At 42.6% G+C, this 23,800-nt stretch carries 22 protein-coding genes; all 22 read left to right on the forward strand.

Features of this window, described 5'->3' with window-relative positions; all coding sequences use genetic code 11:
- Window positions 1-179: 179 nt before the first annotated feature.
- Window positions 180-2,861, forward strand: coding sequence for a cation-translocating P-type ATPase (locus BAA9072_RS05740; RefSeq protein ID WP_201713744.1), 2,682 nt, complete (start codon window positions 180-182; stop codon window positions 2,859-2,861).
- Between the two features lie 165 nt (window positions 2,862-3,026).
- Entirely contained in the window at window positions 3,027-3,902 is an 876-nt protein-coding gene (locus tag BAA9072_RS05745; protein WP_201713745.1) for a YicC/YloC family endoribonuclease, read from the forward strand.
- A gap of 56 nt (window positions 3,903-3,958) precedes the next feature.
- A complete protein-coding gene (gene remA, locus BAA9072_RS05750) occupies window positions 3,959-4,231 on the forward strand; it encodes an extracellular matrix/biofilm regulator RemA (protein WP_034755776.1) in 273 nt (90 codons plus the stop codon).
- Window positions 4,232-4,846, forward strand: a complete 615-nt coding sequence (gene gmk, locus BAA9072_RS05755) for a guanylate kinase (protein ID WP_201713746.1) — start codon at window positions 4,232-4,234, stop codon at window positions 4,844-4,846.
- Entirely contained in the window at window positions 4,847-5,068 is a 222-nt protein-coding gene (rpoZ, locus tag BAA9072_RS05760; RefSeq protein WP_034755771.1) for a DNA-directed RNA polymerase subunit omega, read from the forward strand.
- A 135-nt stretch (window positions 5,069-5,203) separates the two neighbouring features.
- Complete coding sequence (gene coaBC, locus BAA9072_RS05765; RefSeq protein ID WP_201713747.1) at window positions 5,204-6,430, forward strand: bifunctional phosphopantothenoylcysteine decarboxylase/phosphopantothenate--cysteine ligase CoaBC; 1,227 nt, start codon at window positions 5,204-5,206, stop codon at window positions 6,428-6,430.
- A complete protein-coding gene (priA, locus tag BAA9072_RS05770; protein WP_201713748.1) occupies window positions 6,417-8,840 on the forward strand; it encodes a primosomal protein N' in 2,424 nt (807 codons plus the stop codon). The genes coaBC and priA overlap by 14 nt, the downstream gene beginning before the upstream one ends.
- A gap of 31 nt (window positions 8,841-8,871) precedes the next feature.
- The gene (gene def / locus BAA9072_RS05775; RefSeq protein WP_201713749.1) at window positions 8,872-9,354 is read left to right on the forward strand and encodes a peptide deformylase; all 483 of its coding nucleotides are present in this window, start codon (window positions 8,872-8,874) and stop codon (window positions 9,352-9,354) included.
- Window positions 9,354-10,304 carry a methionyl-tRNA formyltransferase gene (gene fmt / locus BAA9072_RS05780; RefSeq protein WP_201713750.1) on the forward strand — a complete coding sequence of 317 codons (951 nt, stop codon included), beginning with the start codon at window positions 9,354-9,356 and terminating at the stop codon, window positions 10,302-10,304. Before def ends, fmt begins: the two co-directional genes overlap by 1 nt.
- A complete protein-coding gene (rsmB, locus tag BAA9072_RS05785) occupies window positions 10,297-11,634 on the forward strand; it encodes a 16S rRNA (cytosine(967)-C(5))-methyltransferase RsmB (RefSeq protein ID WP_201713751.1) in 1,338 nt (445 codons plus the stop codon). The genes fmt and rsmB overlap by 8 nt, the downstream gene beginning before the upstream one ends.
- Window positions 11,635-11,922: 288 nt before the next feature.
- Complete coding sequence (locus BAA9072_RS05790; RefSeq protein WP_201713752.1) at window positions 11,923-12,672, forward strand: Stp1/IreP family PP2C-type Ser/Thr phosphatase; 750 nt, start codon at window positions 11,923-11,925, stop codon at window positions 12,670-12,672.
- 4 nt (window positions 12,673-12,676) lie between these two features.
- The gene (pknB, locus tag BAA9072_RS05795; RefSeq protein WP_201713753.1) at window positions 12,677-14,689 is read left to right on the forward strand and encodes a Stk1 family PASTA domain-containing Ser/Thr kinase; all 2,013 of its coding nucleotides are present in this window, start codon (window positions 12,677-12,679) and stop codon (window positions 14,687-14,689) included.
- A 138-nt stretch (window positions 14,690-14,827) separates the two neighbouring features.
- Window positions 14,828-15,709, forward strand: coding sequence for a ribosome small subunit-dependent GTPase A (rsgA, locus tag BAA9072_RS05800; RefSeq protein ID WP_201713754.1), 882 nt, complete (start codon window positions 14,828-14,830; stop codon window positions 15,707-15,709).
- A 3-nt stretch (window positions 15,710-15,712) separates the two neighbouring features.
- A complete protein-coding gene (gene rpe, locus BAA9072_RS05805) occupies window positions 15,713-16,363 on the forward strand; it encodes a ribulose-phosphate 3-epimerase (protein WP_201713755.1) in 651 nt (216 codons plus the stop codon).
- A 58-nt stretch (window positions 16,364-16,421) separates the two neighbouring features.
- Complete coding sequence (locus BAA9072_RS05810) at window positions 16,422-17,069, forward strand: thiamine diphosphokinase (protein WP_201713756.1); 648 nt, start codon at window positions 16,422-16,424, stop codon at window positions 17,067-17,069.
- A gap of 113 nt (window positions 17,070-17,182) precedes the next feature.
- The gene (gene spoVM, locus BAA9072_RS05815; RefSeq protein WP_032088878.1) at window positions 17,183-17,263 is read left to right on the forward strand and encodes a stage V sporulation protein SpoVM; all 81 of its coding nucleotides are present in this window, start codon (window positions 17,183-17,185) and stop codon (window positions 17,261-17,263) included.
- 250 nt (window positions 17,264-17,513) lie between these two features.
- Window positions 17,514-17,702 (forward strand): 50S ribosomal protein L28, encoded by a 189-nt coding sequence (rpmB, locus tag BAA9072_RS05820; RefSeq protein WP_034755741.1) that lies wholly within the window; start codon window positions 17,514-17,516, stop codon window positions 17,700-17,702.
- A 264-nt stretch (window positions 17,703-17,966) separates the two neighbouring features.
- Entirely contained in the window at window positions 17,967-18,329 is a 363-nt protein-coding gene (locus tag BAA9072_RS05825) for an Asp23/Gls24 family envelope stress response protein (RefSeq protein WP_034755738.1), read from the forward strand.
- A gap of 15 nt (window positions 18,330-18,344) precedes the next feature.
- A complete protein-coding gene (locus tag BAA9072_RS05830; protein ID WP_201713757.1) occupies window positions 18,345-20,006 on the forward strand; it encodes a DAK2 domain-containing protein in 1,662 nt (553 codons plus the stop codon).
- 96 nt (window positions 20,007-20,102) lie between these two features.
- A complete protein-coding gene (gene sdaAB, locus BAA9072_RS05835; protein ID WP_201713758.1) occupies window positions 20,103-20,765 on the forward strand; it encodes an L-serine ammonia-lyase, iron-sulfur-dependent subunit beta in 663 nt (220 codons plus the stop codon).
- A 49-nt stretch (window positions 20,766-20,814) separates the two neighbouring features.
- Window positions 20,815-21,708, forward strand: a complete 894-nt coding sequence (gene sdaAA / locus BAA9072_RS05840; protein ID WP_201713759.1) for an L-serine ammonia-lyase, iron-sulfur-dependent, subunit alpha — start codon at window positions 20,815-20,817, stop codon at window positions 21,706-21,708.
- On the forward strand, window positions 21,701-23,746 hold the full coding sequence (recG, locus tag BAA9072_RS05845; protein ID WP_201714039.1) for an ATP-dependent DNA helicase RecG: 2,046 nt from the start codon (window positions 21,701-21,703) through the stop codon (window positions 23,744-23,746). The genes sdaAA and recG overlap by 8 nt, the downstream gene beginning before the upstream one ends.
- The last annotated feature ends 54 nt before the right edge of the window (window positions 23,747-23,800 follow it).

The raw sequence follows: 23,800 nt of genomic DNA on the forward strand, positions 1-23,800 counted from the left end.
TAGTTTGATTCTACCCACCTTACAATTGGTCTTAAGTGGTTAAATGTTATCGATTTTACCTCCCTTGAAGGTAAAATGCAAAACATACCTAAATCATATCATTTTTTAGGACGAGTCTGAATAAGAATGCTATGAGAAGGACAACTTTTCGTATCGTAGGAGGAGAGTGACATGGTTGCATGAAATTTCATGAGATGAGACAAGAGGACATAGAGCAGTCATTAAATACCAATTATCAAAATGGACTTTCAACAGATGACGTAGTGAACAGACGGAAACAATTTGGGTACAATCAATTGGAGGAAGCTGAGAAGCAGTCTGCTTTATTATTGTTTTTTAGTCAATTCAAGGACTTTATGGTTCTTGTTTTATTGGCAGCCACACTCATTTCGGGGTTGCTCGGGGAATACATCGATGCGATTGCCATTATTGCGATTGTGTTCATTAACGGTTTCTTAGGATTTTTCCAGGAACGGAAAGCCGAGAGATCCCTACAGGCTTTAAAAGAGCTTTCTGCACCTCAGGTTTCTGTATTAAGAGACGGAAAATGGGTAAAGATTGTCTCGAAAGAAGTGATTATTGGAGATATCATACGCTTTGCAAGCGGGGACAGGATCGGGGCGGATGTACGTCTCATTGAAACGAATAATCTGGAGATAGAGGAATCTGCCCTTACAGGGGAGTCTGTACCTGTTACCAAATCCACAAAGCCTTTAAATGGTGAGAATATGAGTCTCGGAGATTTGGAAAACATGGCATTTATGGGGACGATGGTTACGAGGGGAAATGGGATTGGTGTGGTGACATCGATTGGCATGAAAACGGCTATGGGTCAAATTGCTGATATGATCCAAAAAGCAGAAACCATGACGACCCCTCTTCAGAGAAGGCTGGAAGAGTTAGGGAAGATCCTTATTACGGTTGCCCTCGTGTTAACTGCTTTAGTAGTGGGAATCGGCGTGATTCAGGGCCATGACATGTATACCATGTTCTTAGCCGGGGTTTCGTTGGCTGTAGCGGCAATCCCGGAAGGATTGCCGGCTATTGTGACGGTTGCCCTTTCCCTTGGTGTTCAAAGGATGATCAAGAAGAAAGCCATCGTTCGAAAATTGCCTGCGGTGGAAACATTAGGCTGTGCATCAGTCATATGCTCGGATAAAACGGGGACATTGACCCAAAACAAGATGACGGTTACACATCTATGGAGTGGAGGGAGGACGTGGACCGTCACAGGAACCGGCTATGAACCTGATGGTCAATTTTACAACGGGGAACAAAGGGTGACGCCTCACAGTGAGAATGCCCTGCAGCAACTATTAACTTTCGGGATGCTCTGCAATCATGCGGAACTTGTCACCCGTGAAAAAAGCTTTTTCGTAGATGGAGACCCTACTGAAGGTGCCCTACTTGTCGCAGGGTTAAAAGCAGGACTTTCGAGGGAAGGATTACAGAAAAAATTTACAATTGTCAAAGAGTTCCCATTTGATTCTACCAGGAAGATGATGAGTATTATCGTGGTCGATCAGAATGGAAAGCACTTCTCAGTAACGAAAGGAGCTCCTGACGTACTGGTCGGCAAAAGCGAATCGATCCTGTGGGAAGGAAAACTTCATCCAAAATCACGTGAGATTACCGAGAAAGTAGAGGGGGCTATTGGTGAGATGTCATCCAATGCCTTACGTAACATTGCGATTGCTTATAAACCGATCAAGGATCGAGCTGTCGAAACGTTGATGGAGGCGGATATTGAAGAAGGAGTAACCTTCATCGGTTTACAAGGAATGATCGATCCTCCGAGACCTGAGGTGAAGCAGGCGGTGAAAGAGTGCCGTGGAGCAGGGATCAAGACGGTCATGATCACAGGGGATCATGTCCTGACGGCGAAAGCGATTGCCAGACAGCTGGGAATCTTGAGAAATAAAGACCGCGTCATGGATGGAAAAGAATTAAACCAGATGGAAGTGCATGAACTGGAAGAAATAGTGGATGATGTATCAGTGTTTGCACGTGTATCTCCAGAGCATAAATTGAAAATCGTTAAAGCCTTGCAAAACAGGGGACATGTTGTGGCAATGACTGGGGATGGGGTCAATGATGCCCCTGCCATTAAATCCTCGGATATTGGAGTGGCCATGGGGATAACAGGTACAGATGTTTCAAAGGAATCTTCTTCGTTAGTCCTGTTGGATGATAACTTCGCTACGATTAAATCAGCGATTCAAGAAGGCAGGAATATCTATGAAAATATCCGGAAGTTTATACGATATCTGTTAGCTTCGAACGTCGGTGAAATCCTCGTTATGTTATTTGCCATGATACTGGCGCTCCCGCTTCCATTGGTGCCTATTCAGATATTATGGGTGAATCTGGTGACAGATGGTCTTCCTGCCATGGCACTTGGTCTCGATAAGCCGGAAGATGATGTCATGAAAAGGAAACCGAGACATCCGAAAGAAGGTGTATTTGCCCGGGGGCTCGGGTGGAAAGTGGTGTCCAGGGGATTTTTGATCGGCGGGGCCACGTTGCTCGCGTTCATGCTCTCATATAAGGCTCACCCTGATCACTTGGCATATGCCCAAACCGTGGCGTTCGCTACTCTGGTCATGGCCCAGCTGATCCATGTGTTTGACTGCCGAAGTGAAGTATCAGTGTTTTCAAGAAATCCATTCGGGAATATGTATCTCGTCTTTGCGGTATTATCTTCATTGTTGTTAATGCTCTTAGTCATCTATATCCCTTCCCTGCAGCCAATCTTCCATACCGTACCAATCGTAGTAAAGGACTGGTTCTTGATCATTGGATTAAGCTCAGTTCCAACGTTTTTACTGGCAGGGTCATTTTTTGCAAGAAATAAACAGTGAAATGTGGTATAATCCTAAAGGTAATAGAGAATATCCTCTATTACCTTTTTTATATCAAGGGATGTGGCGTAACAGAGGGAGTGTTTGCCTTCACGCCCTATCTCATGAAAAGTGAAATCAGTTTTTCTACATACGAATACCGTCAAAGGATTGGATGTGATCGTAATGGTTGTCAGTATGACAGGCTTTGGAAGAAGCAAAGCAGACTCTGAACAACATACTGTAACGGTTGAAATGAAATCCGTGAATCACAGATTCAGTGAATGTTACATAAGAATGCCTCGACAATTAATGAAGCTTGAGGATAAAATCAAGAAACAGGTTTCCCATAATATTAAAAGAGGGAAAGTGGATATATTCATCACGATTACAGGTGACGGACTGGTGCATAAAAATCTTCATATTGACTGGAAGCTCATTCAAGATTATTATCAGTTAGTAAATAAAGTGAAAGAAACCTTCTCCTTAAAAGATGAAGTGCAATTATCCCACCTCTTGAACAGAGAAGAATTTGTCATGATTGAAGAAATGGAAGAAGAAAATGAAGAGCTTGAGCATCTGGTATTAAAAGCTGTGGATGAAGCGGCATTGGACCTCAGAAGGATGCGTGAGAAAGAAGGAGAGCTCTTAAAGAAAGATTTTCTTATTCATCTAAAGCAGTTTGAAAAGAATATTGTAGAACTGACCAACCACGCACCTGAAGTGGTCAATCAATATAGAGAACGTTTAAGAAAAAGAATTGTAGAATATAACGAAACTTCTTTCGATGAAAGCCGTTTACTTACGGAAGTGGCTATCTTTGCCGATAAATCCGACATAACGGAAGAATTAACCAGACTTAATAGTCATATTCAGTATTTCCATTCCACTTTAATCGATTACGGACCTGTAGGCAGGAAATTGGATTTCATGATCCAGGAAATGAACAGGGAAGTGAATACGATAGGTTCGAAAGCAAATGATTCCCTCATTGCAACCATTGTCGTAGAACTGAAATCAACACTTGAGAAGCTAAGAGAACAAGTGCAAAATGTAGAATAAGAAGTTTAGTTTCCTGTCATTCCGGCGAAACTAAACTATTGATTAGGAGGAGCGTTATGTCGATCAAGCTCATCAATATAGGATTTGGAAATATCGTATCAGCCAACCGGATCATTTCAATAGTAAGTCCCGAATCAGCACCGATCAAACGCTTGATTCAAGATGCAAGAGACCGGGGAACCCTCGTTGATGCTACATACGGAAGAAGAACAAGAGCGGTAATCATTACGGATAGCGATCACGTTATTCTTTCAGCTGTTCAACCCGAAACCGTTGCTCATCGTTTGACAGATAAAGAGGATTTAGTAGAAGAAGGGCAGGGTAAATAAATGAAAGAAAAAGGATTGCTGATCGTTCTTTCCGGACCATCAGGTGTAGGGAAAGGAACAGTTCGTAAAGCGATTTTTTCCCAGGAAGATACAAAGTTTGAATATTCCATTTCTATGACAACGCGTAACCCCCGTGAAGGAGAAGTAGATGGAGTAGATTATTTCTTTAAATCAAGAGAAGATTTCGAGAAGTTGATCACACAGGGAAAACTGTTGGAGTATGCTGAGTTCGTTGGAAACTATTATGGAACTCCCGTTGATTATGTTCGCGAAACACTTGATGCAGGAAGAGATGTTTTTCTTGAAATTGAAGTACAGGGTGCACAGCAGGTCAGGGATAAATTTCCTGAAGGATTATTTATCTTCCTCGCCCCTCCCAGTCTATCTGAACTTCAGAATCGCCTCGTAACCAGGGGAACTGAAACGGATGATTTGATCCAGGGCAGAATGAATACAGCAAGAAAAGAAATCGAAATGATGAATCTATATGATTACATTGTTGAAAATGATCAAATTGAGCATGCAGTCAACAAGATTAAATCCATTGTTCAAGCAGAACACTGCAAACGGGAACGAGTGCAACAACGATACTTAAATATGCTGGAGGCTGAATAAATGTTAAACCCATCCATTGATTCATTAATGAAGAAGATTGATTCTAAATATTCGTTAGTCAGTATTGCGGCTAAGCGTGCAAGAAATCTGCAAGATACGGGGGATTATCGTTTAAACCGTTATGACTCTCATAAGTTTGTAGGTAAAGCGTTGGAAGAAATTCATGCCGGACAATTATCTATGAAAGAAAGAGATGCTAAAGCAGTATATTCTGATGAATAAACTGTAGGAAGTTTATTGAATAATTCCAGGGGTTGACTCGAAAGATTTCATCATCTTTCGAGACAACCCTATTTTCTTTTTCTATTAATATCCTTCATAATATAAGAAGGATAAAGAGTAATGGGGGAAAGTAGAATGATGCAGGGGAAAAAAATACTGTTATGTGTTTCGGGTGGAATTGCTGTATACAAAGCAGCAGCCTTAACAAGCAAGCTGGTTCAGAGCGGTGCAGTAGTGAGGGTGATCATGACAGAGTCGGCGCGGAAATTTGTGTCTCCGCTCACGTTCCAGGCGTTATCCCGTCAAGATGTATACTGGGACACCTTTGATGAAAAAGATTCATCTAAAATTGCCCATATTGATTTAGCAGATTGGGCTGATCTCGTACTGGTAGCGCCGGCGACGGCCAACATCATCGGAAAGCTTGCAAACGGAATTGCTGATGATATGATCACTACGACAATTCTAGCTACGACGGCGAAAGTCTGGATTGCACCGGCTATGAATGTACATATGTATGACCATCCAGCGGTGAAACGAAATATCGACACCCTTTTTGGGTTTGGCTGTCAATTTATCGAACCAAGTGAGGGGTATTTAGCATGTGGATATGTTGGAAAAGGAAGGCTAGAAGAACCGGAGAAAGTAGTAGAGTTGGTGGGACGCCATTTTTCAGATCGTAACGGCGAATTGTTATTGCAAGGGAAAAAAATAGTGATCACAGCAGGACCGACGAGGGAAATGGTCGATCCTGTCCGTTTCTTCTCCAATCGTTCGACGGGGAAAATGGGTTATGCACTTGCGGAGGCAGCCGTTTCACTTGGAGCAGAGGTCGTATTAATTTCGGGTCCTACGGAACTACCAATTCCTACAGGAGTTGAATTTGTTTCCGTAACCACTGCTGAAGAAATGTATCATAAGGTTCATGAAGTATTTCCCAATGCTGATATCGTCGTAAAGAGTGCAGCAGTTGCCGACTACCGCCCTAAAGAGATATATGAAGATAAGTTAAAGAAAAAAGATGGAAATCTAACGATTGAATTTGAGCGTACACAGGATATATTAATGAGTCTTGGTAAGAAAAAGACCCACCAATACCTTATCGGATTTGCAGCAGAGACGACAAACGTCGAAGCGTATGCAAAAGGGAAATTGGAGAAAAAGCGTGCAGATATGATCGTAGGGAATAATGTGAAGGAAACGGGATCAGGATTTGGAACAGACACCAATAAAGTATCGATTGTTACAAGCGGGGGATACGTTAGGGAACTGCCATTATTATCTAAAGTAGAGGTAGCGAAGGAGATCTTTAAAGAAGCCATCCGTCAGATGAAGAAAGGCGCCTCATATGAACGTAGCTAGTGTCATTGTAGACGTTCCCGCAATGCAGACGGACCGGACTTACGATTACAGCATCCCTGATGAATGGAACGGGAGCATCTTTCCCGGCATGAGGGTCATCGTCCCTTTTGGTCCGAGAAAAATTCAGGGTTTCGTCATTGAATTAAAGGAAAAAGGCGAAGTCTCGAAACTTAAGTCGATTGTCGAGCCGATGGATCTTGTACCGGTCCTGAATAAAGAGTTACTTGCACTAGGGAGCTGGCTGACTGAGAAAACTCTTTGCTTTAAAATATCAGCCTTTCAAGCGATGCTTCCCGCAGCCATGAAAGCGAAATATGAAAAATTCTTTCAGCTTGAAGAAGGCAGGGGTTCAGATGAACTTCCTCTCTCCCTCAGACGCTTCTTTCAGAATGGAAGACAGGCTTCGTGGAAGTCAATCGAAGAAAGTGCCATGCTCCCTCTCATACATAAAGAGGTAAAACAGGGCTCTGTTGAAGTTATCTACAGGGTAAAAGCAAAAGGAAATAAGAAAACGGTACGTAAGCTTTATCTTAATATCCCCCTTGATAAGGTGGATGAAGTGAAGAATGGTTTGCCACCCCAGGCAAGCAAACAAAAACAAATCATCGAATATATGATGGATTCTGCCCCAGGTGGAGATGGAATCCTTGCATCCACACTGAAGGAAGAGATGGGGACGACTTCCAGTACGGTTAAGTCGTTAATACATAAAGAAATCCTCATTGAGAAAAGTGTGGAAATGTACAGAGATCCGTTTGAAAACAGAACATTTGAGAAGACGTCTTCCTTATCGTTGACACTACAGCAGGAACAGGCAATTCGTCCCATCTTGAGTACCATCGATCAAGAAGAGCATCATACATTTCTTCTTTACGGAGTGACAGGGAGCGGGAAAACAGAAATTTATCTGCAATCCATCCAACGGGTCCTGCAAAAAGGGAAAGAGGCTATTGTGCTTGTTCCCGAGATTTCTCTCACACCACAGATGGTCCACCGCTTTAAGGGGCGGTTTGGTGACGATGTCGCCGTCCTTCACAGTGGATTATCAGTAGGTGAAAAATATGATGAATGGAGGAAGATCCAGAGGAAGGAAGTGAAGGTGGTAGTCGGTGCCCGTTCTGCCGTTTTTGCCCCTTTTGAAAATATTGGGATCATCATCATCGATGAAGAACATGAAACGAGTTACAAGCAGGAAGAAAATCCACGCTACCATGCACGGGACGTTGCGATTTACCGGGGGAGTTACCATCAATGTCCGGTGATATTAGGAAGTGCCACGCCTTCTCTTGAATCCTTCGCACGGGCTTCAAAAGGTGTATATAAACTGCTGACATTGGATAAACGGATGAATGATGGACCTCTTCCATCAGTTGAAATAGTGGATATGAGGGAGGAACTCAGAAAGGGAAACCGTTCCATGTTTTCAACCAATCTGTTCGAGAAGCTTCAAGACCGGATTGAAAAAGGGCAACAAATCGTACTTTTTCTTAATCGCAGAGGGCACTCTTCCTTCATTATGTGCAGAGATTGCGGTTTTGTCCTGCAATGTCCCAATTGCGACATCTCCCTAACTTATCATAGGTATTCTAATGGGATGAAATGTCATTATTGCGGTTATGAAGAAGGGGTCCCCACCACGTGTCAGGAATGTACGAGTGAACATATCCGTTACTTTGGGACCGGCACTCAGAAAGTAGAGGAAGAATTGACAAAGCTACTCCCTGATGCAAGGATCATTCGCATGGACGTTGACACCACATCCCGAAAAGGTTCCCATGAAAAGCTGTTAACGGCTTTCGGGGAAGGAAAGGCAGATATTCTCCTGGGTACGCAAATGATCGCAAAAGGTCTGGACTTTCCGAATATCACCCTTGTCGGGGTGCTCAGTGCGGATACGATGCTTCATCTCCCAGATTTCAGGGCTGCAGAAAAAACGTTTCAATTATTGACTCAAGTAAGCGGTCGTGCTGGCAGGCACTTACTACCCGGGGAAGTGATCATTCAGACCTATACACCGGAGCACTACTCGATCGAATTAGCCTCCAATCATGATTTTAACCGGTTTTACCAGCAAGAAATGAAGATGAGGAAAATGGGCTCATATCCCCCTTTTTACTATATTACAATGATCACATTAAGTCATGAAGATCTAATGAAGGTTGTGGATATTTCCGAAAAGATGACAGCTTACATTCGTTCTAAGCTGTCAGAAACAACGATTATTCTCGGACCAGTCGCTTCCCCCATTCCCAGGATAAAGAATAGATATCGCTACCAATGTTTGATAAAATACAAACGGGAACCAAATCTTGGTAGTACGTTAAAGACAGTACTGGATCAGTTTCAGCAACAATATTCATCACAGGGATTAACCATCTCAATTGATGTGAACCCTTATATGATGATGTAACGATATTCAGATAGAAAAATGGAGGACAGTTATGGCAATACTTCCAATCGTCATGCATCCGAATGCCATCTTAGAAAAAGAATGTGAGAAGGTAACGGATTTTGATAAAAAGTTAAAGAAATTACTCGCAAATATGTACGAGACTATGGTCGAGGCGGACGGTGTCGGGCTTGCTGCCCCTCAAGTAGGGCTCGACCTCCAGGTAGCCATCGTCGACATAGGGGATGATTCAGGAACCGTCGAGCTGATTAATCCTGAAGTCATCGAGGTGGACGGGTCTCAAACCGACCTAGAAGGATGCCTGAGCTTTCCGGGGCTTTACGGTGAAGTAACACGGCCATACTCCATCAGGGTAAGGACACAGGACCGGAAAGGAAGAAAGATCGAATTTCAAGCTCAGGCCTTTTTGGCAAGAGCGATACAACATGAAATTGATCACCTTAACGGCATTTTATTTACATCCAAAGTAGAAAAATATATCACAGAAGATGAATTAGAAGGGTATGAAGCTTAATGACGAAAGTGATTTTTATGGGAACTCCAGATTTTTCAGTTCCTGTTCTTCAGTCTTTAATCGATGAAAAGTATGATGTGATCGCGGTCGTGACACAGCCGGATCGCCCGGTGGGTAGAAAAAGGATCCTCACACCGCCGCCTGTAAAAGTGGCGGCTGAAAATCATGGTATCCCGGTCTATCAGCCAGAGAAGATAAGGGATGAAGAAGAGTTAAATCAAGTCCTGGCATTAAATCCCGATCTTATCGTGACGGCTGCTTTTGGACAGATTCTTCCCAATGCATTGCTTGAGGCTCCTAAATTTGGATGTATCAATGTTCACGCGTCGTTACTCCCTGAACTCAGGGGTGGAGCTCCGATTCATTATTCGATTCTTCAAGGAAAAGAGAAAACGGGCATCAGCATTATGTATATGGTGGAAAAGCTGGATGCAGGGGACATTATCAGTCAAGTGGAAGTAGATATTGAGGAGAGAGACCATGTGGGTACGCTTCACGATAAATTGAGTGAAGCTGGCGCCAAGTTACTGATCGAAACGATCCCACCATTGTTGGCAGGTGATATATCCCCCGTAAAACAGGATGATTCAAAAGCGACTTTCGCACGGAATATCAAACGCGAACAGGAGAAGATAAACTGGTCGAAAGATGGGGAAGAAATCTACAACCATATAAGGGGGCTACATCCGTGGCCGGTTGCTTACACCACGCTAGACGGGTCAGTCATGAAAGTATGGTGGGGGGAGAAAGTAACTGCTGACTCGTCTTCTCCTGGAGAAATCGTCAGGATTGAAGAGGATGGTTTCGTTGTTTCAACCGGGAATTCAACAGGGATTAAAATAACCGATTTACAGCCTTCCGGGAAAAAGAGAATGAGTGCAAAAGACTACCTTCTGGGAGCGGGAGCACATTTAAAAGCTGGCATGATGTTAGGGGTAGAAAATGAATAAACGAAATAAAACTGTCCGTGAAGCAGCACTCGATGTCATCGAGGCAGTAGAAAAAAATCAATCTTATAGTAATTTGTTGCTTCATTCCGTGATAGAAAAAAACGAACTTCCCAGTAAAGATATCGGTTTACTGACGGAACTGACATATGGAACCATTCAACGGAAAATGACGTTAGACTTCTATTTAGCACCATTCATTAAAGGGAAGCTTGATGACTGGGTTCGTCAATTATTACGTTTATCCCTCTACCAGCTTGTGTATTTAGACCGGATCCCGGATCGTGCAGTCTTCTATGAAGCGGTTGAAATCGCCAAAAAGAGGGGACATAAGGGAATCTCTGGTTTAGTAAATGGCGTATTACGATCGGTCCAGAGAAAAGGTCTCCCGACTCTTGAATCTATCCAGGACCCGGTCGAAAGAATTTCCATCGAAACGAGTCATCCGTACTGGCTTGTGAAGAGATGGGAAGAACAATTCGGTTTAGCGAAAACAAAATCAATGTGCGAAACCAATTTAATCGCACCAAACCAATCAGCTCGGGTAAATACTATGAAAATCAGCCGGGAAGATCTATTAATACAATTAACAGACGATGGATACGAAGTGAAAGAAAGTCAAATAGTTCCGGAAGCGGTACAATCACTTCGGGGAAATCTTGCTAAAACAAATGCATATCGAAATGGTCTTTGCACAATACAGGATGAAAGCTCAATGCTCGTATCCTATGCTTTAAACCTTGAAAAAGGAATGAAAGTATTGGATGCATGTGCGGCACCAGGCGGGAAAACGACCCACATTGCAGAAAAGCTCTCTGGAACCGGCGAAGTCCATGCATTGGATCTGCATAAGCACAAGGTCAAATTAATAGACGAAAATGCTTCCCGACTTGGGTTAACCAATATTCGTACCTCAGCCCTTGATAGCCGGAAAGCAGGTGAAAAGTTTGAAAAAGAGAGCTTCGATCGAATTTTAGTCGATGCGCCTTGCTCGGGATTGGGTGTACTCAGAAGAAAACCTGATATAAAGTATGCCAAAAAAGAAGGGGATCTTCTTTCACTTCAAAAGATTCAACTGGACATTCTTTCATCCGTTGCACCTTTGTTGAAAAAAGATGGGCTGTTGGTTTATAGTACATGTACTGTAGACCAAAATGAAAATGAAGGTACGGTATCTGCATTTTTGAAGGATCATCCTGAATACGAATTTCATGTCCTCGACAAGCTCCCTGGTGCAGTAAGTCCTTTTATTAATGGTAACCAAATGCAAATATTTCCTCAGGACTTTGGAGGGGACGGCTTCTTTATTTCATGCTTCCGGAAAAAAGTTTGAGTCGATTTTAATCAAATGTTGAAAGTAAAGCAGGAAATTTCACTATAAAAGTCGTAAAAGTACAACAGTCCTTAATGAAGAATATTTAATTATCCACTACTTTTGACATCATACGTTTAGCTTAATGCAAATGAAAAGAAGTGAATGTCTTTTTCATTTCACTGTCTGCTCAGAAATTAGAAGCTGATCATAGCAAAAGAGATTCATTTTATTGTACGAAGGATGCACCCGACGACGGGTGTAGGGAGCTCCTTGAAACGGTGCAGAAGAAGAGAAGAGGTGACCTAAGTGAAGACGGTTTATTTTACGGACAAAGGGAAAGTGCGTCAACTAAATGAAGACAGTGCCGGCGTATTCGTGAATCAACATGGAGATCATTTAGCTGTTGTAGCTGATGGCATGGGTGGCCACAGGGCAGGGGATGTTGCCAGTGAGCTTACCATTTCCATTTTAAAGGACTTATGGGGAAAAACCGAAAAATTTCACACCGCTGATGATGCAGAAAATTGGTTAAAATCAACTATTAACGAAGTAAACAAAGAAGTATATACTTATTCTCAATCCAATTCCGAGTGTGAAGGGATGGGGACGACTCTCGTCGGAGCCATATGTACTTCATTGTTCGCAACCATTGTCAATATCGGGGACAGCAGAGGGTATATTTTAAACGAAAATGGGTTTCATCAGTTAACTGAAGATCATACACTGGTGAATGAATTGGTCAGAAGCGGTGAAATTTCAAAGGAAGATGCGGAGCATCATCCAAGAAAAAATGTGATTCTTAGAGCAATTGGAACGGAAGCTTCGATTACGATGGATATTAAAACGATAATGTTTGAAGAGGAAGATGTCATACTCCTGTGTTCAGACGGTCTTTCTAATAAAGTCTCTGAAAAAGAAATGAAAGAGGTATTAGCCCGGGACCACTCTCTGGAAAACAAAGGAGAGTCGCTCGTTCATTTAGCCAATGAATATGGCGGTGAAGATAATATTACCGTAGTAATTGTCGAGTTTGCCGCTGAAACGGAAAGCGGGTGATAACATGATGGAAGGTAAGCGCATCAGTGGGCGTTACAGAATAATAAAACTCATTGGTGGAGGGGGAATGGCCAACGTTTATTTAGCTCACGATGTGATTCTTGATCGTGAAGTGGCCATTAAAATGCTCCGGATCGACTTCGCAAATGAAGAGGAATTCATCAAACGATTCCAACGGGAAGCCCAATCTGCTACTAGCCTGGCTCACCCTAATATCGTGAGCATTTACGATGTAGGAGAAGAGGATGACCTTTACTATATCGTCATGGAGTATGTCCATGGGATGACTCTAAAGCAATACATACAGCAGCATTCACCGGTCCCGGTTGATAAGGCGATCGACATCATGAAGCAACTGACATTAGCGATGTCACATGCTCATCAGAATCATATCGTTCACCGGGACATTAAGCCCCATAATATTCTTCTGGACGAAGAAGGAAATGTGAAGATTACCGATTTTGGGATTGCTATGGCCCTTAGTGCAACCTCCATTACACAGACCAATTCGGTTCTGGGGTCGGTTCATTACCTTTCTCCCGAGCAGGCGAGAGGCGGCATGGCCACGAAAAAATCGGATATCTATTCACTGGGCATCGTCATGTTTGAATTGTTGACAGGCAGACTGCCATTCTCTGGGGAGTCCGCTGTTTCCATTGCCTTAAAGCACTTGCAGTCGGAAACACCTTCTCTAAAAAGATGGAACCCCGACATTCCGCAGAGCGTAGAAAATATTGTATTAAAAGCAACGGCAAAAGATCCATTCAGACGCTATGAAAGCCTGGAGGAAATGGATGAAGACCTGACTTCAGCACTTGATCCGGATCGGATGAACGAGCCGAAGTTTGCCGTTCCATTGGACGATGAAGCAACAAAGGCCATTCCAGTCATCACGGATCAAAAGGCATACTCAAATCTTGATGATACGATCGTTCATCATCAAACCAATACAGATGCCGTACAAACCCAGCCTACCCCTCCAGTGAAAAAGGGTAAGAAAGGGAAAAAAGATAAAGCGAAATCTCCTAAGAAAAAAAATAAAAAGAAATGGCCGATAGTGATCATTAGTTTGTTCTTTTTGTTGATTCTGTTAGGAGTTGCGGCTGTCACATTCGTTCCTGATTTACTGGGGCCAAAAGAAATAAAGGTTCCGGATGTAACTGGGAAAAATACCACAGAAGCCGTCTCGATGATTGTTTCCGAAAGTTTTGTAGTCGGTGAGACTAAAGAACAGGCAAGCGATACTGTTCCTGAAGGAGAAGTGATCAAGACCAATCCGAAAGCCGGCAGAATGGCAAATGAAGGATCGGCTGTCGATATCTATGTCAGTACTGGAAAAGAAAAGGTAGAAGTCGATGATTATATCGGCAAGGATTTTGAAGAAGTCTCAACTGAATTGGAAGAAAAGGGTTTCACTGTAGAAAAAGAAGAAGAATTTGATGAGGAAGAGCCCCAAGGGTCGATACTTGAACAAGATCCATCTCCCGGAGAAGAAGTGGTAGCTGAGGAGACTACTATAACCTTAACTGTGAGTAGAGGTTCCAAACCATTTGATTTGGATAGTCTAGAGGGCTACGACAAAGCAGCCCTTGATCAATATGCAGCCTTAAAAGGTGTCAAGATTGAAGTGAGAGATGAAAAATTTTCTGACAGTGTCGAATCTGGTAAAGTGATCTCCCATGAACCTGAACCAGGGACCCCGACTTATCAAGGGGAAACGATTTATGTCATCATGTCCAAAGGTCCCGAACCACCGAAGGAAGTTCCAACTAAAGAGGTTAGTGAGCAAATAACCATCCCATATACCAAAGACAATGGAGAAGCTCAGGTAGTAGATATATTTATTGGAGACAAAAATAAAAATATTGAAGATAGTGATGAACTTATGCCAATCTACGAGGATACGACCATTACAATGAAGTTCACGTTAGAAGAGGGTACTGAAGGGAAATACCGTATTCTCGTTGATGAAAAAGAGTATAAAACGGGTACTGTCGAGTATCCTAAAGAAGAATAAAATTCACTTGCCAAGGGGCTGTATCCGGGTTTTTTAGAGAACCTTACGGGACAGTCCTCTTGTTTTCATTTATAATGGTAGTGATACATAATGTAGATGACTAAACGTTTATATAATTTTTTATATAGGAGGTTTCGAATGCCTGAAGGGAAAATCATTAAAGCCTTAAGTGGATTTTATTATGTGCTTTCAGAGGGAAGCATTACGCAATGTCGTGGCAGGGGCAATTTCCGTAAAAATAAAATAACGCCCCTGGTGGGTGATTATGTCGAATTTCAAGCAGAGAACAAAACGGATGGGTATATGCTTAAAGTCTTTGATCGTAAGAATGAATTGGTGCGTCCACCAATCGCAAATGTCGATCAGGCTATACTCGTCTTCTCGGCAAGTGAACCTGATTTCAGTCCGGCGCTTCTGGATCGATTCCTTGTGCTGGTGGAGAGTAAGGAAATAGAACCACTTATTTGCGTTACCAAAATGGACCTGCTCACTCCAGATCAATCCAACAAGATTGAACAATTTGTGAATGATTACCGCTCATTTGGTTATGAAGTCCTTATGACATCTTCGAAAACGGAGCATGGAGTAGAGGAATTGACACCGTATTTAAAAGATAAGATTTCAGTATTTGCGGGACAATCCGGCGTCGGAAAATCATCGTTGCTTAATGCTTTGAAACCTGAGCTGGAATTGAAGACGGCCATGATCTCATCCCACTTGGGACGGGGGAAGCACACGACCCGTCATGTGGAACTTATCGATATAGAAGAAGGGTTAGTCGCGGATACACCAGGGTTTAGTTCTTTGGAGTTCTCAGAGCTTGAAGTAGAAGAGCTGCCCCAGTGTTTTCCTGAAATGGTTGAAGTATCTGAAGAGTGTAAATTCAGGGGCTGTCTCCATATTAATGAACCGAAATGTGCTGTTAAATCCGCTGTTGAAGCAGGAAGGATTCCAGCTTACCGCTATGATCACTATTTAACCTTCCATAAAGAAATTAAGGAAAGAAAGCCGAGGTACTAATATATGAAAATCGCACCATCCATCCTTTCTGCAAATTTTACAGAGCTGGGCAATGAAATTAAAGATGTTGAAATGGGGGGAGCGGACTATATTCATGTGGACGTCATGGACGGTCACTTCGTCCCGAATATTACGCTTGGACCAATGATCGTAAAGGCAATTCGACCGTTAACAAAGTTGCCACTTGACGTACATCTCATGATTGAAAATCCCAGTCAATATATTGACGCTTTTGCAGATGCGGGAGCGGATTATATTACCGTCCATGTTGAAGCAGACCCTCATCTGCATAGAACCATTCAGATGATCAAAAACAAAGGGGTGAAAGCGGGTGTCGTCCTAAATCCCGGGACTCCGGCTGAGTCGATCAAGCCGATTTTGCCTGATGTCGATATGGTTCTTCTTATGACTGTGAACCCTGGATTCGGCGGGCAATCGTTTATTCCGTCTGTCGTCCCGAAGATTAAACAGATACGTGAATGGGCGATGGAACTAAACCCTACTCTTGAAATCGAAGTTGACGGTGGAATAAATCCTGAAACCGCGGCTATATGTGCTGAAGCAGGTGCAGACGTATTTGTAGCAGGTTCTGCCATCTATAATCAGAAGGATCGCGGAGCAGCAATTGACGAATTGAAGAAATCTCTCGCATAAGAGATGACAGGCTGATCCTTAGGGGTCAGTCTATTTTTATAAAATGGGAGTGGAGAAAATGGAAATCAATATCGTTGCCGGTGGACCCGGGAGATATATCCCCGAATTGGACGCATACTGTGATAAAGAAGTGAAATGGATTGGTGTGGACCGGGGGGTATACACGTTATTGGAACAAAGGATCGAACCGCATACCGCATTTGGAGACTTTGATTCAGTGAATAAAGAAGAGTGGGAAGTGATTCAGGAAAAAGTACAGGAAGTCAGGCGTTTTCAGCCGGAAAAGGACGAGACTGATCTGGAGCTGGCCCTGAACTGGGCGACTGCTCAAAGACCTGACAAAATCACTATATTTGGTGCAACCGGTGGACGACTGGATCACTTCTTGGGCAACCTGCAATTACTAATGACCCCAAAACTATTGGAAACGAAAATTGAAGTGGAAATCATAGATATTCAAAATCGTTTATACCTGGTCCAACCTGGTGAACATCTCCTTAAGAAAATTGCTGAGTTACAGTATGTTTCCTTCGTTCCTGTAACTGAAAGTGTTGAAGGAATCACCCTCACAGGCTTTAAATATCCTTTAAAAAATCGGAATATTTCAAGAGGATCCACACTATGTATTAGTAATGAACTTATACAATCATCTGGTACTTTTTCCTTTTCAAATGGCATATTAATGGTGATAAGAAGCAAGGATTAATGCTTCTTGAGACCAGGCAGAAAAGAAGACGTACTTAACTGAAACTGCTTGAATAAACTAAACTGTTGTCAAGCGAAACATTACGTTCTTTAGATTGTGGGGAGGGACTAAAAATGCGCTTTTATACAATTAAATTACCGAAATTTTTGGGTGGACTTGTGAGGGCGATGTTAGGAACGTTTAAAAAAGAATAAATGGTCTGTTGGGGATGGCGTTGGTGCCATCTTCTTTTTTTTGAAAATAGGTGTTTTTGAGATGCTTGTCGCCCCAGTGCGAGCCCCTTCCGCTTTTCTTGGTGTAAAGTATTTTTTCTTGAAAGGTTTTAATTGTAGTATTGCATTATGGAATGTTGTGTGATAAATTATTAAAGTATCTTTATGATAATAAGCGAAATGTGGAACTGAAATTAACTTCAGCTTCTTGTTAGTGAGGAGGGAATATATTATGGCAAAACAATGCGTAGTAACAGGCCGTAAAGCCAGCTCAGGTAACGCTCGCTCTCACGCAATGAATGCGAACAAGCGTACTTGGGGTGCAAACCTGCAAAAAGTTCGAATTCTTGTAGACGGAAAGCCAAAGAAAGTATGGGTTTCTGCAAGAGCGTTGAAATCTGGTAAAGTAGAACGCGTATAATACTTAAAATGGGAAGACGCCTAATGTTTAGGCGTCTTTTTTCATTCCTGCCCCACCTGCAATTCAAAAATAAGAAATAATTGCTCTAGTCTTGGAGACTTCCTTTACTATTAGATAGCCAATGATTAATCTTTGAATAATAAGGAAAAAATAGAGCGTATACCCAACAAATGAAGCTTGAGATAATAGTTTAGCTTTCAAAAAAAGCATACTTATAGTAAAATGTCTTTAGCCAAGCATGTAATTAAAGGGGGAAAACATTCCATGTCCATCGAATTAAAAACGCAGTACGGACAAATTGATATTACGAATGATGTCATTGCAATGATTGCTGGAGGTGCAGCGGTGGATTGCTACGGAATTGTTGGAATGGCTTCAAAGAACCAAATTAAAGACGGATTCACAGATATCTTACGTAAAGAAAATTTCACTCGCGGAGTGATTGTTCGTCAAGATGAAGAGGAAGTACATATTGATATGTATATTATTGTGAGTTATGGTACAAAAATTTCTGAGATTGCCCATAATGTACAATCCAAGGTTAAATATACTCTTGATAAGACCGTCGGCTTGGCGGTAGATTCAGTAAATATTTTTGTACAGGGGGTTCGTGTTACGAACCCGTAGTGAGGAGGAAGATTCGTGTCGATTACATCTTTGGAAGGAAAGCGTTTTGCCCAAATGGTGATACAAGGTGCCACCCAATTATCTGCTAATGCGCAGCTGGTTGATGCGCTTAACGTTTTTCCTGTTCCTGATGGTGATACTGGAACAAATATGAATTTATCAATGACTTCCGGTGCGAAGGAAGTCCAAAACCATATTCAAGATCATATTGGAAATGTGGCTACTGCTCTTTCAAAAGGGTTATTGATGGGCGCAAGAGGTAACTCAGGTGTTATCTTATCCCAGTTGTTCAGAGGCTTTGGTAAAGCGATTGAAGGGAAAGAATCCTTATCAAGTGCAGAGTTTGCCAATGCACTTCAAATCGGTGTGGAAACGGCTTATAAAGCTGTTATGAAACCCGTTGAAGGAACGATTTTAACGGTTGCGAAAGACGCTGCTAGAAAAGGTGTAACCTCAGCTGAAACAGAAACTGATTTCGTGAAGGTTATGCAGGCAATCGTCGATGAGGCTCAGGCTTCATTGAATCGTACACCTGATTTACTTCCTGTATTAAAGGAAGTTGGAGTAGTCGATAGTGGAGGACAGGGACTTCTTTTCGTTTATGAAGGTTTTTTAGCTGAATTGAAAGGTGAAAAAGTCTCCAATCAATCATCACTGCCTTCCATGAATGATCTAGTAAGTGCAGAGCATCATAAAGCCGCACAGGATTTCATGAGTACAGAAGATATTGAATTTGGTTACTGTACGGAATTCATGGTACGATTCGAAGAAGATAAACAGTCATTTGCAGAGGAAGATTTCCGTCAGGATTTAAGTAAGTTCGGGGATTCACTTCTTGTGATCAGTGACGATGAATTAGCTAAAGTACATATCCACTCCGAGCAGCCGGGAGATGTATTGACGTATGGACATCAATACGGAAGTCTTATCAATATTAAAATTGAAAATATGAGACAGCAGCACAGCAGCATTGTCGGGGAATCCAAGCCAAAAGCAGCCGCTCCTGCTCCGGTGATGGAAGTCGATTTTGCGATTGTTACCGTATCAATGGGTGAAGGCATTGCTCAGTTATTTAAGAGTATCGGCGCTACCGCAGTCATCGAGGGTGGACAAACGATGAATCCAAGTACAGAGGATATCGTTAAGGCTGTTAAAGAAGTAAATGCCAAAAAAGTGATCATCATGCCGAATAACAAGAATATCATCATGGCAGCTGAACAAGCAGCTGAAGTTCTTGATATGGAGGTCGCGGTGGTCCCGACGAAAACCGTCCCTCAAGGTATGGCCGCATTGCTTGCCTTCAATCCTACAGCGTCTGTTAGTGATAACAGGAAGTTGATGACAGAAGCTTCAAAGCAAGTCAAGACAGGGCAAGTCACGTTTGCTGTCAGAGATACATCGATTGATGGTGTTTCGATCGCAAAAGACGACTTCATGGGAATTCAAGAGGGCAAGATTGTCATCTCTGACTCTGATCGTCAAAAGTCTGCTCAAAGCTTATTGAGGACTATGCTGGATGAAGATTCTGAAATCTTAACTATTCTCTACGGTGAAGATGTAACGGAAGAAGACGTACGATCACTTATAGAATATGTGGAAGAGCACTATGAAGATGTCGAAGTGGAAGTTCATAATGGTAAACAGCCACTTTACTCCTATATATTCTCAGTTGAATAAGGATTGAAGAAAGGGGGCAGCTCTATATAGAGTTAGTCCCCTTCATCTATGTTAGAATGAAAGTAAAGTTTTGATGCTTAGTTAGGGGGAATAGCGATGAAATACAAAAGTGTATTTGATATTATCGGTCCTGTAATGATTGGTCCATCCAGTTCTCATACAGCCGGTGCCGCAAGAATCGGAAGAGTGGCAAGGAATTTATTTCGAAGGGAACCGAAATGGGCGACGATTTCATTCTATGGTTCATTTGCAAAAACGTACAAGGGTCATGGAACAGATGTAGCCATAGTCGGAGGAATCCTCGATTATGATACATATGATGAACGAATTATCGAGTCGATTAACGCAGCTAAAGAAAAAGGGATAAAGATTAAATTTCAAGAAGAAGACGCCATTACGGATCACCCGAATACGGCTCGTATCCGTATGGGGGATGATCAAGGTGAAATTGAGTTGGTCGGTATTTCCATTGGCGGCGGTAAAGTTGAAATCATTGAATTAAATGGCTTTGAACTTAAACTTTCAGGGCACCACCCGGCCATACTTGTGGTCCACGATGACCGATTCGGAGCGATTGCTTCAGTGTCCAATATCATAGCGAAGCATCAACTTAACATCGGGCACATGGATGTATCACGTAAGGAGAGAGGTCAAATGGCATTAATGACTATTGAAGTCGATCAACCGATCGATGAAGCGGTCATAAATGAATTGACATCACTGCCGAACATTACTCAAGTAACACGAATTTCTGATTAAGCAATTACTATAATGATAGCGTTTACAAGAAGGCGAGGAGGTTATTTATATGTTTCGAAATGTAGCAGAGTTAGTTGAACTTGCTGAAAGTCAGAACAAGAAAATATCCGATATTATGATCGAACAGGAAATAGAGTTTACAGGTAAAACATTTGAACAAGTCTACAGTCAAATGGAGAAGAACCTGGAAGTGATGGAGCAGGCAGTAGCCAGGGGACTCGAAGGTGTCAAATCCCATTCCGGATTGACAGGCGGAGATGCGGTATTATTGCAAAAATACATTGATTCAGGTCGCTCACTTTGTGGGGAAACGATTTTGGATGCAGTCAGTAAAGCGGTGGCAACGAACGAAGTGAATGCAGCAATGGGAACAATTTGTGCCACACCTACTGCAGGTTCTGCGGGAGTAGTACCGGGAACCTTGTTTGCTGTAAAAAACAAGTTGAATCCAACAAAAGATGAAATGATCCGCTTTTTATTTGCGTCTGGTGCCTTTGGCTTTGTAGTAGCAAATAACGCATCGATTTCAGGTGCAGCTGGCGGCTGCCAGGCAGAGGTGGGATCTGCAAGTGGTATGGCTGCTGCTGCCATCGTTGAAATGGCAGGAGGTACGCCTGGTCAATCAGCAGAAGCCATGGCGATCACATTGAAGAATATGTTAGGTCTCGTATGTGATCCAGTGGCAGGACTAGTGGAGGTCCCTTGTGTGAAACGTAATGCAATGGGGGCTGCCAATGCAATGGTTGCGGCGGATATGGCACTCGCAGGCATAACCAGCCGCATTCCATGTGATGAAGTGATTGATGCCATGTATAAAATCGGTCAAACCATGCCAGTGGCTCTTCGCGAAACGGCTCAAGGGGGGCTGGCGGCTACGCCGACCGGCAGAGAGCTTGAAGCGAAAATCTTTGGGGTTTCCCTGAATAAACGTGAAGATTCGTAATGAGGAACTGACAATCCAGAACATTAAGGGGATTGGTGAAGAAACAGCATTACAGCTTAATGCAATGGGGATAAATTCCGTTCTGGATCTGTTAGAATATTTACCTTACCGCTACGAGGATTACAGGCTTCGTGATTTGGAAGAAGTAGCCCATGATGAGCGTGTCACGGTTGAGGGGAAAGTCCATTCGGAGCCGGCATTGATGTTTTATGGCAGAAAGAAATCCCGTTTGACCCTACGGATTTTAGTGGGAAGAAATCTGGTTCAAGCCGTGTTTTTTAATCAGCCTTACTTGAAGAAGAAAATAAATCTTCATGATACGGTGACAATAACGGGAAAATGGGATAAAAACAGGCAAATCATTACGGTTCAGTATTTTCAGTCGGGCCCTCATGATAAGCAGGGGGATTTTGAACCTGTCTACTCCTTGAAAGGCTCTATGAAAAATAATACTCTCCGGAAATTCATCAAAAAGGCTTTCGGAGATTATGGTCATTTGATTACAGAGAACTTACCTCATCATTTAATGGAAAAGTATAAGCTTTCGAGTCGGACAGATGCCTTATATCATCTCCATTTTCCTGATTCTACCGAAGATATGAAACAGGCAAGAAGAAGGTTTGTTTATGAAGAATTCCTGTTGTTTCAGTTGAAGATGCAGGCGTTGAGAAAGTTCGAAAGGGAACACTCTTCAGGTATGAAGCAACATTACGATTTGGAAAAAGTCAAAAGGTTCATTGAATCTTTGCCGTTTCCATTAACCGATGCGCAGAAACGGGTAGTGAATGAGATTTCAGCAGACATGAAGTCTCCTTACCGGATGAATCGCCTACTACAAGGGGATGTGGGATCCGGTAAGACGGTTGTGTCTGCCATTGCCCTATATTCAAGTGTAACAGCGGGATATCAGGGGGCTTTAATGGTCCCGACGGAAATACTGGCAGAACAACATGCGAACTCACTCAGCGAATTGTTAGAACCAATGGGACTTTCCGTCGCCCTTTTAACAAGCTCTGTGAAAGGAAAGAAACGTCGCCTTTTACTGGATAAATTACAAGAGGGAGAGATTGATATTCTCATTGGAACCCATGCACTCATTCAGGAAGATGTCGGGTTTAAACATCTTGGCCTCGTGGTCACCGATGAACAGCATCGGTTTGGAGTCAATCAAAGACGGGTACTCAGGGAAAAAGGGGAAAGCCCTGATGTGTTATTTATGACGGCGACTCCTATCCCGAGAACTCTTGCGATTACAGTATTCGGGGAGATGGATGTCAGTATCATTGATCAAATGCCCGCTGGAAGAAAAGCGATTGAAACCTATTGGGCCAAAGCGGATATGCTATCCAGGGTTCTTTCATTTATGGACAAGGAATTGGATCAAGGAAGACAGGCATATGTGATTTGTCCACTGATTGAGGAATCCGATAAACTGGATGTTCAAAACGCCATTGACGTCTATAACCAATTGGTCCACTACTTTGAAGGTAGATATAAAGTTGGCCTGATGCACGGAAGGCTTCATCCGGATGATAAGGATGGGGTCATGAGGGAATTTAGTGCGAATCAGCTGCAAGTGCTGGTTTCTACCACGGTAGTAGAAGTTGGGGTGAATGTACCAAACGCAACATTTATGATCATTTATGATGCCGAACGATTCGGGTTGAGTCAGCTTCATCAACTGAGAGGCAGGGTTGGAAGAGGAGAACATCAATCATATTGTATTCTCCTTGCCGAACCTAAGACTGAAGTCGGAAAGGAACGGATGAAGATCATGACGGAAACAAATGATGGATTTGTTTTAAGTGAAAAAGATCTTGAACTTCGGGGTCCCGGCGATTTTTTTGGCAGAAAGCAAAGTGGGCTTCCAGAATTCAAGGTTGCTGATATGGTTCATGATTACCGGGCATTGGAAATAGCGAGGGATGATGCGGCAAGCTTAATTCAATCCGATTATTTCTGGCGTGACCCCGAATATGAACCACTAAGGAAGTACTTAACCGGTTCGGGAGTACTAGAGGGTGAAAAGCTGGACTAGAAAGGCAGATTGTGAGATTATTTCTTGCAATCTGCTTTTTTAGATTATATACTA

Source organism: Rossellomorea arthrocnemi (assembly GCF_904424705.1).
GTDB lineage: Bacteria > Bacillota > Bacilli > Bacillales > Bacillaceae_B > Rossellomorea > Rossellomorea arthrocnemi.

Bases quoted from the DNA above. Each gene is read 5' to 3' on its own strand.
- BAA9072_RS05740 (WP_201713744.1), top strand. From the start codon at position 180: ATGAAATTTCATGAGATGAGACAAGAGGACATAGAGCAGTCATTAAAT.
- BAA9072_RS05745 (WP_201713745.1), top strand. From the start codon at position 3,027: ATGGTTGTCAGTATGACAGGCTTTGGAAGAAGCAAAGCAGACTCTGAA.
- remA (WP_034755776.1), top strand. From the start codon at position 3,959: ATGTCGATCAAGCTCATCAATATAGGATTTGGAAATATCGTATCAGCC.
- gmk (WP_201713746.1), top strand. From the start codon at position 4,232: ATGAAAGAAAAAGGATTGCTGATCGTTCTTTCCGGACCATCAGGTGTA.
- rpoZ (WP_034755771.1), top strand. From the start codon at position 4,847: ATGTTAAACCCATCCATTGATTCATTAATGAAGAAGATTGATTCTAAA.
- coaBC (WP_201713747.1), top strand. From the start codon at position 5,204: ATGATGCAGGGGAAAAAAATACTGTTATGTGTTTCGGGTGGAATTGCT.
- priA (WP_201713748.1), top strand. From the start codon at position 6,417: ATGAACGTAGCTAGTGTCATTGTAGACGTTCCCGCAATGCAGACGGAC.
- def (WP_201713749.1), top strand. From the start codon at position 8,872: ATGGCAATACTTCCAATCGTCATGCATCCGAATGCCATCTTAGAAAAA.
- fmt (WP_201713750.1), top strand. From the start codon at position 9,354: ATGACGAAAGTGATTTTTATGGGAACTCCAGATTTTTCAGTTCCTGTT.
- rsmB (WP_201713751.1), top strand. From the start codon at position 10,297: ATGAATAAACGAAATAAAACTGTCCGTGAAGCAGCACTCGATGTCATC.
- pknB (WP_201713753.1), top strand. From the start codon at position 12,677: ATGATGGAAGGTAAGCGCATCAGTGGGCGTTACAGAATAATAAAACTC.
- rsgA (WP_201713754.1), top strand. From the start codon at position 14,828: ATGCCTGAAGGGAAAATCATTAAAGCCTTAAGTGGATTTTATTATGTG.
- rpe (WP_201713755.1), top strand. From the start codon at position 15,713: ATGAAAATCGCACCATCCATCCTTTCTGCAAATTTTACAGAGCTGGGC.
- BAA9072_RS05810 (WP_201713756.1), top strand. From the start codon at position 16,422: ATGGAAATCAATATCGTTGCCGGTGGACCCGGGAGATATATCCCCGAA.
- spoVM (WP_032088878.1), top strand. From the start codon at position 17,183: ATGCGCTTTTATACAATTAAATTACCGAAATTTTTGGGTGGACTTGTG.
- rpmB (WP_034755741.1), top strand. From the start codon at position 17,514: ATGGCAAAACAATGCGTAGTAACAGGCCGTAAAGCCAGCTCAGGTAAC.
- BAA9072_RS05825 (WP_034755738.1), top strand. From the start codon at position 17,967: ATGTCCATCGAATTAAAAACGCAGTACGGACAAATTGATATTACGAAT.
- sdaAB (WP_201713758.1), top strand. From the start codon at position 20,103: ATGAAATACAAAAGTGTATTTGATATTATCGGTCCTGTAATGATTGGT.
- sdaAA (WP_201713759.1), top strand. From the start codon at position 20,815: ATGTTTCGAAATGTAGCAGAGTTAGTTGAACTTGCTGAAAGTCAGAAC.